Genomic DNA, 11824 nt, shown 5'->3' on the forward strand with positions numbered 1-11824 from the left:
TTGCGCCCTATGCCGGGTAGCGGATGTGCTCCACCTCACGCTGCAAAATCACCTTGCCGTGGCGAATGGAGGTCAGCACCCGTGCCTGGCGCCGAACGGCCTCGTAGTCGTTTTCCGCATCGAGGATCAGCAGATTCGCCGGGCGGCCTTCGGCGAGGCCGTAGTTATCGCCCAGACACAGCGCCCGGGCGCTGTTATCGGTGACAAAGTCGAGACAGCGCTGCAGATCGTCATAGCCGAGCATATGGCAGATGTGCAGCCCGGCATCCAGAATACGCAGGATATTGCCGTTCCCCAGCGGGTACCACGGATCCTGAATCGAGTCCTGGGCAAAGCAGACGTTGATGCCTGCGCGATCCAGCTCCGCCACCCGGGTGACGCCGCGCCGTTTCGGCCAGCTATCAAATCGGCCCTGCAGATGAATGCTTTCGGTCGGGCAGGAGATGAAGTTGATGCCCGAGGCTTTCAGCAGGCGAAACAGCTTCGAGCAGTAGGCGTTATCATAAGAGCCCATCGCGCAGGTGTGGCTGGCGGTGACCTGGGCCCCCATGCCGCGCACCCGCGCCTCTTCCGCCAGCACTTCGAGGAAACGTGATTGCGGATCGTCGATTTCATCGCAGTGGACATCCACCAGGCGGCCGTAGCGCTGGGCGAGGTCCATCAAAAACATCACCGAGCTGACCCCTTTGTCGCGGGTGTTCTCATAGTGCGGAATGCCGCCCACCACGTCGGCGCCCATCTCGATGGCGCGGGTCATGAGTCCGCGGCCGTCGGGGTAAGATTCGATCCCCTCCTGCGGGAAGGCGACAATCTGCAGATCGATAAGATCGGCGGCCTCTTGTTTCACCGCCAGCAGCGCCTTCAGGGCCGACAGCGACGGATCGGTGACATCCACATGGGTACGGACGTGCTGGACGCCGAAATCGCGCAGCATACCGATGGTTTTCATGGCCCGCTGGCGGGTGTCCTCCGGGGTTATACTCGCTTTACGCTGGCTCCAGCGGGTGATGCCTTCAAACAGGGTGCCGCTGCGGTTCCACTCCGGCTCGCCCGCGGTGAGGGTGGCGTCAAGATGAATATGCGGCTCGACGAAGGGCGGGATCGCCAGCCGGCCCTGGGCGTCGATATCCCCGGCGTCGGCAGTCTGCATCGCGGCCTGGGCGGTGATGCGGTGAATCATCCCGTCCTGCAGGTCAAGAGTAAACAGCGCCTCCTGGCGGCGCAGGCGAGCGTTAATAATTTTCATGGTGGGTCCTGTAAATGGTTTTGCGATAAACGCCAGATCACCAGCGCGACCGAGGCGTTGAGATGAAACTGAGGGTGGCTGACCGGGTAGCCGGTCAGTTTTTCAATACGCTGGATGCGCTGATGCAATGTGTTGCGATGCAGGCCCAGCCGGTCGGCGGCCCGCACCACATTGCCGTTCTCCTGCAGCAGCGTCTCGAGGGTCTCCAGTAGTAGCCATGGCGCTTTGCGGCCCGGCTCGATCAGGCAGCCCAGAGTGTCGTGCATAAAATCGTTGAGCAGCGCCGGGTCGCTGACCGCGGACAACAGTTTGATAAACCCCAGCTGCTGATAGTCGCTGATGCGCTGGGTCGGCCGCAGGGTATCGCACAGATCCAGCGCCTGGCGCGCCTGCGACAGCGCCCGCGGGTAACCCTGCAGCTGCCTGACCGGCGCGGAGAGGCCGCAGAGCAGCGACAAACTCTCCTCTCCGTCCGCCAGCGCCTGCAGCCACTGCTGCAGCCATTTTTTCTGCTGAAAGCCTTCCCCCTCCTCATCCGGCAGCAGGAAAAGGAACATGTTGCTGCGCTCCAGCAGCGGGAAGGGGTTGCCCTGCTGGTTGAGCTGCTGTTGCAGCTGCTGACGCACGCTGCGGTGGGCCTGCAGCAGCCAGGCTTCGGCCTGTTCGGGCGGGAACTGGCGAAACAGGCGGGACAGCCCCTCCAGACGCAGCGCCGCCAGCCGCAGCGGACGGGTAAAATCGAGCTGCTGGTGGAGGGCGCGCTGATGGAGCATCTGCAGATCCGGATAGTCGCCGGTGACCAGCTGCATCAGAATGTCGCGCTGTGACTGCAGGGCGTTTTCGCTGCGGACCAGCGCGGTGCCGATGCGCTCGGTGACAATCACCATCTTCAGCAGGTAGGGCTGCTCAATCAGCGGAATGCCCAGCTCGTCGGCAAGGGCGATCAGCGTGGCGGGAATGGCGTGGATATAGGCCTCGCCGGTGAGGATCACCATCCCGGCGATGCCGCGCTGTTTTCCCTCCATCAGCAACTGGATCAGGTTGGCTTCATCACGGGGATGGTTGATGCCGGTAATAAAGACCAGCTCGCCGCCCATGATCCACTCGGCGATATGTTCATTTTCCGCCACGTAGTACCAGCGTACGGCCCGCTGCAGCCCTTGCTTTCCCGCCCGCAGACGCAGGGCGGAGAGTCCCTCAAGGGCCAGCAGTTCGCTGACCGTCAGGCTCATGGCTCCTGCTCCGCGACGGCGGCAGGCTGGCGTTTGCTTAGCAGGGTCAGGACGATATAGACCAGCGCGGAGACGGTGATCCCCACCAGCGGCGCGATCCACGGTGACAGATAGGCCACCACCGCGCCGGCGGCGTAGGCGCCGAGTCCCAGCCAGTTAAAACGAGGCAGGCGGGCGTTCTGCAGCAGGGGATAGCGCCCGCCGCGGGCGAACCAGTAGTCGGCGAGGATCACCCCGCCAATGGGCGGAATAATACTGCCCAGCAGCACAAGGAAGGGGATCAGCATTTCATACATACCGCCAATAGCGAGCACAATGCCCACCCCGGCGGCGGCGATGGTTAGCGTCCGGCGGCGTTCGCTGCGCAGCAGATGGCAGGCGGCGGCAGAGACGTTATAGATGGTGGGTCCCTGAATGGTCAGCAGGTTGAGACACAGCATGATCACCGCGGCGACCGACAGCCCTTGCAGGATCAGGACTTCCACAATATCGGCCTGTTGATAGACGATAGCGCACCAGGCGCCGGCGACGATCATCAGCCCGTTGCCGATGAGGAAGCTGCCCATGCTGGCGAGAATGGCGGTCCGGCTGGAGTTAGCCAACCGGGTCCAGTTTGTCGCCTGGGTGGCACCACTGGCGAAAGTCCCGAAGACCATGGTGATGGCCGCCGACCAGGTCATGGTGTCGCTCGGCGCAATGCGGGTCATTGCCTGCCAGCCGCCGGCGTGGTGCAGCGCCAGATACATGGAGACCATCAGCAGCACAAACATCAATGGCACCGACAGGCGCGACAGCGCATCCAGTCCCTTGTAGCCCACCAGCGCGGTGACGCAGAACAAAATACCAAACAGCACCATCAACGGCTGGGTCAGCGCCTCGGGCAGGGCGAGGATCTTCACCAGCGAGATAGCGACCGTGGCGGTGCCCCAGGCGTACCAGCCCAGCTCGGCAAAGCCAAGAATAAAGTCGGCCAGCTTGCTGCCGATCTCCCCGAAGCAGAAGCGGCCCATCAGCACCGTATTCAGGCCGCTGCGCGCGGCGATCCAGCCCAGCGACGCGGCATAGAGGGCCAGCAAGGCGTTGCCGATGACGGCTATCCACAGCAGATTGACGATGGAAAAGGAGACGCCGAGTTTGCCGCCGGCAAACATCGTGCCGGTGAAAAAGGTAAAGCTGAACAACACCATGGCGATGGAAAATACGCCTTTGCGTCCGGCGGCGGGCGCTTCGACGAGGGGAAAATCATTGCTGTTTGACATCCTGGAACCTCTGGCTGGTAGATGGGCGGTGATAGCCGGAAGTAGCAAGAGATGTGCCAGGAAAAACCGGGCACGGGGAATATCACAGGATGTGCACAGTGCACAGTAATGAGGAGGTAAAGAGGAGGAGATGCCATTTTAGTGGGCATCCTGCCATGTTTTGCACCAGTCCAGGGCAGAGGAGGGCGGTGAGCGCATCCCTGGCGCAGGAGGAGAATTTCAGCCAGGGCGATCCGCCAGTTTTTGGCCAGAGAGTAGTGGAGAATAGCGGTGTACTGAAAACGGTTGGTTAAATCACTGTGAATAAGGGTTATTTAATATGCATTTATGATATAACCATTTGTCTTGTGTGTGTTTCCTGAAATATTGTCCCCTCCGGTTAGCGGTGTTAGTATCGGATAAATAGCCATTTAGACGGCTAAATAAATCATCGCTAACCTAAGGAACTGCTATGTGGCAAGAAAGACTCGCGCAACTGGTCACCACCTGTCATTGGATCGGGGCGAAAGGCTGGGCGCCGGCGACCGGCGGCAATATGTCGGTGCGCCAGGATGACACCTGGTGCTGGCTAAGCGAGTCGGGCCGCGATAAAGGCAGCCTGACAACCGAGGATTTTCTGCAGGTTGAGATCGCCACCAATCAGGCGCCTTCCGGACGGAAGCCGTCGGCCGAAACCGGCCTGCACACCCTGGTGTATCGCCTGTTCCCGGAAGCCAACGTGGTGCTGCATGTGCATACCGTCAACGCCACCGTGTTGTCGCGCATCGAAAAAAGCGACACGCTGGCGCTGCAGGGGTATGAAATGCAGAAAACCCTTAGCGGGCAGCACAGCCATCTCGATACCGTTCCGGTCGCCATCTTTGATAATGACCAGGATATTGACGCCCTGGCGGCGCGGATTGCCGATTATGCGCAAACGCGCCCGCTGCGCTACGGTTTTCTGCTGCGCGGCCACGGCCTGACCTGCTGGGGGAAAGATATTCAGGAGGCCCGCCGTCAACTGGAGGGGCTGGAGTTCCTGTTCGAGTGCGAGCTGATGCGCCGCCGCTACGAGCCCTGAGCCGGAGCAGGTATGGATTTTTATCTTGGTATTGATATCGGCACCTCGCGGGTGAAAGCGGTGCTGTTTGATCAGCATTTCACCGCCTGCGCCAGCGCCGCGGAAAACACTTCACCCCGCCTGTCGGCCAATGGCTACGCGGAACAGGATATGACCCAGCTGTGGCATTCGGTGCTGGCTATTCTGCGCCAGATTGCCTGCCACCCGGCGCTACAGGCGGGGCGGCTGCGGGCCATCGGCCTCGCCGGGCAAGGGGAGGGGGTCTGGCTCAGCGATGAGCAGGGCGAACCGGTGGGCCCGGGGATCCTGTGGAGCGATACCCGCAGCCACGAGCTGATGAGCGACCTGCTGCGCCGACCCGGCTTCGACCGCCGCTATTTCGCCGATACCGGCACCCACCTGCAGCCCTGCAATACCAGCCTGCAGCTGTACTGGCTGAAACACTATCAGCCGGCGCGGCTGGCGGCCGCGCGCTATCTGTTTTTCGCCAAGGACTGGATCCGCTTTCGTCTGACCGGCGTGGCGGCGCTGGAGTTGACGGACGCCAGCAGCTCGTTACTCAATCAGCAGACCGGCAGCTGGTCCTCGGTGGTGATGAACGAGATGGGGCTGAACGAACTGCTGCCGCTGTTTCCCCCGCTGCTGGCCCCGGATGCTCCGGCCGGCACGCTGAGCGATGCGGTGGCGGCGCTGACCGGGCTGCCCGCCGCGACGCCGGTGGCCGCCGGGGCGCTGGATGTCTGTAGCGCCGCGCTGGGCTGCGGCGCGGTCAACGAAGGGGATATCTACACGATCCTCGGCACTACCTGCTGCACCGGGATCGTCTGCCGCGGCCCGCAGACGGTGAACGAGGCGACGCGCTTTGTCACCCATACCGAAGCCGGGCAGGTGATCTCGCTGTTTCCGATGCAGGCCGGTACGCCAAACATTGACTGGCTGCAGCAGCATATTTCGCTGGACGGCGATCTGGATCGGCTGGAGCAGGCGATCGCGGAGGTGGAGCCAGGCAGCGGCGGCGTCTTCTGGCAGCCGTACCTCAATGGCGAACGTGCGCCGTTTTACAGCCCGGACGCGCGGGCCGGCTTTTTCGGCATTAGCCCGCACACCACCCGCGCCGAGCTGCAGCGCGCGGTGTTTGAAGGCCTGGCCTTCGCCATTGTCGATGCGCTACAGGGTTATCCGCAGGGCGGCGAGCTGTATCTGACCGGCGGCGGCGCAGCCTCGGCGACCTGGCTGCAGATTATCGCCGACTGTACCGGGCGTACGGTGGTCTCCAGCGCCTTTAACGAACTGAGCGCGCGCGGCGCGGCGATTCTGGCGGCCCGCAGCGTCGCGGCGCTGGCCGAGACGCCTCCGCTGGCGCAGACCCGCTATCAGCCGCGCCCTCAGGCGCATGCCCGCTACGCGGCGCTGTATCCCGTTTACCGCCTGCTGCGCGAGCAGATGCTGCCGGTATGGCAGGCCAGACAGGCCGCCCTTCAATCTTTTTCTCAGGACCTACAACCATGAAAATCGTTTTTACCGCCGAGCATGCTGGCGACCTTAGCGCCTTCCACCCGCTGGGCGAGCTGCTGGTGGAGGGATGGGCGCTGGGGAAACCGAAGCTCAGCGCCGGTCAGCTGATCGAGCTGGCCCACGACGCCGAGGTGCTGGTGACCAGCTATGATGAGGTGACGGACGCGGTAATGGCCGCCTGTCCGCACCTGCAGGTGATCGCCTGTACTCGCGCGAATCCGGTGAATATTGATACCCAGGCTGCGCAGGCGCGTGGCATCCGGGTGCTCTACACCCCGGGGCGCAATGCCGATGCCGCCGCGGAGCTGACGCTTGGCCTGATGCTCAGCCTGGCGCGCCATATTCCGCAATCCCATGCGGCGCTGAAGCGGGGGGAATTCACTCAGGCTGATAATGCCGCCGCCGCCACCCAGCATGGCTTGCGGCGGGATGTGGTCTGGGACGTGAGCCCGGAAAGCCCCTATGAAGTGTTTAAAGGCAGCGAACTGCGCAATAAAACGCTGGGGCTGGTGGGCTATGGCAACATTGGCCGCCGGGTGGCGCGTATCGCCCGGGCGTTCGGCATGGCGGTGTTGGTGGTGGATCCGTTCGTTGCCGCAGAGGATATCAATGAGCCAGGGTTACAGAAAACGACCCTGGAGGCGCTGTTCCGCGACGCGGATATCGTCAGCCTGCACCTGAGCAGCGGGCCGCACAGCGACGGGCTGGTGAATGCGGCGCTGTTAAACAGCATGAAGCCCGGCGCGCTGCTGATCAATACCTCTCGCGCGGCGGTGGTCGACGAAGCAGCGCTGATTGATGCCCTGCGTCACGGCCCGCTGGGCGGCGCGGCGCTGGATGTCTATCACCGCGAACCGCTGTGGCGCGATCATCCTTTTGTCACCGAGTTCGATAACGTGATTATCACGCCGCATATCGCCGGAGCCACCCGGGAGAGTATCGCCAAACACACGGCGATGATTGCCGCCGATCTTCAGCGCTATGTCGCCGGGGAGCCGCTGCTGTACCAGTGGCGTTAAGCCGCTTGCGCCGCTGCGGCGGCGCGGGCCCGGCGTCAGGGGCGATGAGCCGCCATAAAAGCCTGGGTCTGTTCCCAGTCCACTACCCCGGCATCCGATCCCATCCCGGTCGCCACCAGCGCGGCCACCGCCGAGGCGACGTCACACGCTGCTTTCACGCTGAGTCCGCGCGCCAGCGCGGCAATAAACCCGCCGCAGTAGCTGTCGCCGCAGCCGGTGGTATCCACCGCCTCGACCGGCCACGGCGCAATATGCTCCAGCGCGCCATCGCGACGGATAAGCCAGGAGCCGTTCTCGCCGTCTTTCAGAATGCATGTGCCCACGCCGAGCGCCAGGAAGAAGCGGCCGATGGCCTCCGGCTGCGTCTCGCCGGAGAGAAAGGCGGCTTCCTCCAGTGAAGGCATGAAATAATCCACCGACGGCAGCAGGGGCCGCAGCAGTTCCAGGGTGTCTTCATTCGGGGCGATAAGGTCAAAGCTGGTGGTGACCCCGCGCGCTTTGGCCGCCTGCAACAGCCGCGCGCTCTGTCCCTGGTCCATTGCCGCCAGCAGTCCGGTCCCGCCGTGATGCAGGAAGCGACAGTCGAGGACGGCGTCAAATTCCGCTTCACTGACGAACAGGGCGTCGGATGCGCCCCGGCAGTGCAGGGCCGGACGCTCGCCGTTGGGGCGAATCGGCAGGATCGTCGCCGAGGTCTCTTTCAGCGCGGTGCGCTGGATAAGCGAGCAGTCGATGCCCAGCCGGGCATAGCTGGCGAGGATAAAGTCGGCCTTTTCATCTTCACCCAGGCAGGCCACCGCTGCGGTGCGGATCCCCAGCTTCGCGGCGTTAATATTGGCCCCGGCGGCGGTGCCGGCGGGGTTGAGGCGAATTTGCTCAATAAAGGCGACGCCGCCGCGCGGCGGGATCGCCACCACCGGGCGCCCGGCGATATCCAGAATAGTCAGGCCGACAAACACGGCGTCAAAGGTTGCCATCGTTCTCCCGTTTAGCGATGCGTTTGGCGCAGGCGCGCCTGCCAGAAGGAAAGGGCGAGGGCCACCACCAGAATCACGCCGACCAGCGCGTCCTTCACCAGATAATTGAGCCCCATCAGGTTCAGGCCATTATCAATAATGGCAAGGAACAGCACGCCGCCGAGGGTGCCGAGGATGCTGACCCGGCCCAGACGGTTAAAGGCGGTGCCGATAAATACCGCCGCAATGGCGTCCATCAGGTAAGACTGCCCGGCCAGCGGGGTAAACTGCCGCAGGTTGGCGGAGAGGATCACCCCGCCGACGGCACAGAGCGCCGAGGCGGCCACCAGCACGCCGAGGATGGTCAGGCGATCGCGGATCCCGGCGATACGCGCCGCTTCGCTGTTCTGGCCGATGGCGCGGACATATTTGCCCCACAGCGTGCGCTCGGTGACCAACCATGCCACCAGCCACAGCGCCAGCACAATCACCACCGGCGTGGGGATCCCACCAAGGTTGCCCACTGCCAGATCGTGATATTCCGGGGCCATCCGCCGATAAGCTATCGCGCCGCCGCCGTCGGTATAGATGCGCTCGGCGCTGCTGGCGATAAACCAGGTGCCGAGCGTGGCGAGGAAGGGGCGGATCCGGAAGATGAGGATCAGAAAGGCATTGAGCAGGCCAATCAGCACGCCGCCGAGCAGGGCGCAGCCTACCGCGGCCTGCCACGGCAGATGCCAGGTTTTCAGCGCGACGAGGGCGAAGGCGGCGCCGAAATCGAGTGCGACGCCCACTGACAGATCAATCGCCCCGGCGCTGACGATCAGGGTCATCGCCATCGCCACAATCAGCAGGATCGCGCTGCCCTGCAGCAGGTTGGCCCAGTTATCCACGGTTAAAAATACCGGATTCGCCCAGCCAAACAGGGCGATGGCCAGCAGGGTGATGACGCCAAATCCGGCCCGCGACAGCCAGGCCAGCGGGCTGCTGGCCGTCTGTTCCGCCGGTGCCGGCGTTTTCAGGGTGATTTGGCTCATGCCTCGCCTCCTTTGTGTCTGACCGCCGATGCCGCCAGCACCACCAGAATCAGGCCGCCTTTAATCGCGCCCATCCAGAAGATATTGACCCCCAGCAGGCCGAGCCCGTTAGAGAGGGCGTTGACCAGAATTGCCCCCAGCAGCGCCCCCCAGATGGTGACCACCCGACGGCGCGAGAAGGCGGCGCCGATAAAGGTCGCCAGCACGGTTTCCAGCAGCAGCGGCGTGGCCGTCCCGCTGGAACTGCCGGAGCCCTGGCTGAGCAGCGGCAGAATAGCCAGCCCGGCGGCTATGCCCGCTAACAGCCAGACCCGCAGGGTCAAGCGGCGCACGTTCAGGCCGCTCATCTGCGCCATATCGCGGTTGCCGCCCACCGCCTGCACATGCTGGCCGAAGCGGGAGTGGTGGAGCAGGAACTGGAACAGGATAAACACCCCCAGCAAGTAAATCAGCGGCCATGGCAGGCCCAGCACGCTGTTATCGCGAAAGGCGACCATCAGCGGATCGCTGACCGCGATGCGCCGCTGGCCGGTCAACAAATCTGTCAGGCCGGTAAACGCCACGGAGGTCGAGAGGGTAGCCAGCAGCGGCGGCAGGCCGGCCGCCAGCACCAGGAAGCCGTTGATCGCCCCGCAGAGCAGGCAAACCGCCACCAGCAGCGCCAGCAGCAGGAGATACGGCGTGTGCCATTCGGCCAGCCCAAGACTGAGCAACGCGACGCCGAGCACCGCCGTCGCCGGCAGGGAGAGGTCGATGCCGCCGGAGACCACGTCATCCCCGCCAACGGCGATGACGCAGACCAGACCGAAACAGAGGATCGCCAGCGGAACGCTCTGGACCAGCATCAGGCTGATATTTTGCCAGCTGAGGAAGAAGGGAGACTGTACGCTCAGCCATACCAGCAGCGCCAGAAACAGGATCAGGGGAAATTTTTCAATCAGCGTCGCCAGGCCCGGACGGCCGCGACGCGGGATAGCGGTACTCATGGTGAAGGCTCCTGTCCGCCGTTGATCGCCACCAGCAGGGCGTCCAGCGTTAGCCCGCGGGTGGGCAGATTGGCCGCCAGCGCGCCGCGCCAGAGGACCAGGATCCGGTCGCATAGTCCGAGCAGTTCGGGGGCATCGCTGGAGGAGACCAGCACCGCCCGTCCTTTATCGGCCAGCTGGCGCGTACGTTGATAAATATCGCGACGGGCACCGATATCGACCCCAAGGGTGGGTTCATCGAGAATAAACAGCCGGGCATCGGTGCCGAGCCAGCGGGCGAGGATCGCTTTTTGCTGGTTGCCGCCGCTCATGTAGCGTACCGGCAGCGCCGGGCGTCCCGGGCGGATCGCCAGCTGTTCTATCCAGTAGCGCGCTTTCTTCTCAGCGATACCCCGCCGCTCCCAGCCAAAGGTAGCGGTCTCCGGCAGTGAGGCGAGATTAATATTGTCGGCGGTGGTGAAGGGCAGGATCAGCCCCTGATGGCGGCGGTCGCGCGGCACCAGCGCCATTCCGGCGCGGATCGCCTGCTTCGGCGTTCGAATGCGCCGCGGCTGGCCGTCGAGGTGGATCGTACCGCGTTCCGCCGGGCGTAAGCCGTAGAGTAAGTCGACCAGCACATCGCGTCCGGCGCCCAGCAGGCCGGCGACGCCGACGATTTCGCCCGGCTGAATATCAAAAGAGAGATCCTGCAGCTGCCGCCCGTCGCTCAGCTGGCGCACCGAGAGCAGCGGGGCCGCCCCGGTGTCTGCCGCCGGGTGCTGGCGCGGGGTATACAACTGGTCGATTTCCCGGCCGACCATCATGGCGATCAGCGCCTCGGTATTCTGCAGCAGGTCGCGGTCCGGGTAGCCGACCACTTCCCCGTTACGCAACACGGTGCCACGGTCGCAGAGGGTGGCTATCTCATTGAGGTAGTGGGAAATATACAGAATGGCAATGCCCTGGTCGCGCAGGCGAAGGATGGCGGAAGAGACCAGACTAGCCTCCTGCGCCTCCAGGGGGGCGGTGGGCTCGTCGAACACCACCAGCCGCGCCGCGCCGTCGATCAGCGCGCGGGCAATCTGCACCAGCTTGCGCTCGGCCAGGCTCAGGTCGCGCACCAGCCGTTCGGGGTCGATCGCCAGCTGCCAGTTTTGCTGGAAAAATTGCGCCGTGGCGGCCTTCATCCGTCGGCGATCCAGCGCCCCCCAGCGGGTGCGATACTCCTGGCCGAGAAACACCGATTCCGCGACGGTAAAGTGCGGGATCAGGTTAAGCTCCTGGTGGATAACGCGGATGCCGGCGGCTTCAATGGCTGCCGGGTTGCCGAGGGGCAGCGGGTGACCGTCGAGGGTCGCGCTGCCGCTGTCGGCCTGATAGACGCCGGCGAGGATCTTGATTAGCGTCGATTTACCGGCGCCGTTCTCGCCAATCAGGCCATGAATTTCCCCGGGATTGAGACGCAGGGTAACCGCATTAAGCGCCGTAACGCTGGCAAAACGCTTGCTGATCTGGTTCATGACCAGACCCGCGGC

At 63.8% G+C, this 11824-nt stretch carries 10 protein-coding genes; 3 read left to right on the plus strand and 7 right to left on the minus strand.

Annotated features, from left to right (window positions below):
* Nucleotides 1-7: 7 nt before the first annotated feature.
* The 3 genes from codA to codB are packed head-to-tail and all read right to left on the minus strand — an operon-like array spanning nucleotide 8 to nucleotide 3737.
* The gene (codA, locus tag CWM53_RS03910; protein ID WP_061155377.1) at nucleotides 8-1246 is read right to left on the minus strand and encodes a cytosine deaminase; all 1239 of its coding nucleotides are present in this window, start codon (nucleotides 1244-1246) and stop codon (nucleotides 8-10) included.
* The gene (locus tag CWM53_RS03915; protein ID WP_074386563.1) at nucleotides 1243-2478 is read right to left on the minus strand and encodes a PucR family transcriptional regulator; all 1236 of its coding nucleotides are present in this window, start codon (nucleotides 2476-2478) and stop codon (nucleotides 1243-1245) included. Before CWM53_RS03915 ends, codA begins: the two co-directional genes overlap by 4 nt.
* Complete coding sequence (gene codB / locus CWM53_RS03920) at nucleotides 2475-3737, minus strand: cytosine permease (RefSeq protein WP_074386562.1); 1263 nt, start codon at nucleotides 3735-3737, stop codon at nucleotides 2475-2477. The genes CWM53_RS03915 and codB overlap by 4 nt, the downstream gene beginning before the upstream one ends.
* Before the next feature lie 451 nt (nucleotides 3738-4188).
* Here codB and CWM53_RS03925 point away from each other — a divergent pair, with 451 nt between their 5' ends.
* Genes CWM53_RS03925 through CWM53_RS03935 form a run of 3 tightly spaced genes read left to right on the plus strand, consistent with a single transcriptional unit; the run spans nucleotide 4189 to nucleotide 7331 of the window.
* The gene (locus CWM53_RS03925) at nucleotides 4189-4797 is read left to right on the plus strand and encodes a methylthioribulose 1-phosphate dehydratase (RefSeq protein ID WP_008805607.1); all 609 of its coding nucleotides are present in this window, start codon (nucleotides 4189-4191) and stop codon (nucleotides 4795-4797) included.
* Nucleotides 4798-4809: 12 nt separating this feature from the next.
* Nucleotides 4810-6306, plus strand: a complete 1497-nt coding sequence (locus CWM53_RS03930) for an FGGY-family carbohydrate kinase (RefSeq protein WP_100729342.1) — start codon at nucleotides 4810-4812, stop codon at nucleotides 6304-6306.
* Nucleotides 6303-7331 (plus strand): 2-hydroxyacid dehydrogenase, encoded by a 1029-nt coding sequence (locus CWM53_RS03935; RefSeq protein WP_100729341.1) that lies wholly within the window; start codon nucleotides 6303-6305, stop codon nucleotides 7329-7331. Before CWM53_RS03930 ends, CWM53_RS03935 begins: the two co-directional genes overlap by 4 nt.
* 35 nt (nucleotides 7332-7366) lie before the next feature.
* On the opposite strand, the gene CWM53_RS03940 is transcribed toward CWM53_RS03935, so the two are convergent.
* From CWM53_RS03940 to CWM53_RS03955, 4 genes are read right to left on the minus strand one after another with little or no spacing between them, the layout of a single operon-like run.
* Nucleotides 7367-8308: a carbohydrate kinase family protein gene (locus CWM53_RS03940; RefSeq protein ID WP_074386559.1), complete on the minus strand. Its 942-nt coding sequence runs from the start codon at nucleotides 8306-8308 to the stop codon at nucleotides 7367-7369.
* A gap of 11 nt (nucleotides 8309-8319) precedes the next feature.
* Entirely contained in the window at nucleotides 8320-9324 is a 1005-nt protein-coding gene (locus tag CWM53_RS03945) for an ABC transporter permease (protein ID WP_100729340.1), read from the minus strand.
* Complete coding sequence (locus CWM53_RS03950; protein ID WP_061155370.1) at nucleotides 9321-10310, minus strand: ABC transporter permease; 990 nt, start codon at nucleotides 10308-10310, stop codon at nucleotides 9321-9323. The genes CWM53_RS03945 and CWM53_RS03950 overlap by 4 nt, the downstream gene beginning before the upstream one ends.
* A complete protein-coding gene (locus tag CWM53_RS03955) occupies nucleotides 10307-11809 on the minus strand; it encodes a sugar ABC transporter ATP-binding protein (RefSeq protein WP_162678330.1) in 1503 nt (500 codons plus the stop codon). Before CWM53_RS03955 ends, CWM53_RS03950 begins: the two co-directional genes overlap by 4 nt.
* Between the last annotated feature and the right edge of the window lie 15 nt (nucleotides 11810-11824).

Origin of the sequence: Klebsiella sp. A-Nf5 (genome assembly GCF_002810545.1) — a bacterium.
GTDB lineage: Bacteria > Pseudomonadota > Gammaproteobacteria > Enterobacterales > Enterobacteriaceae > Klebsiella > Klebsiella variicola.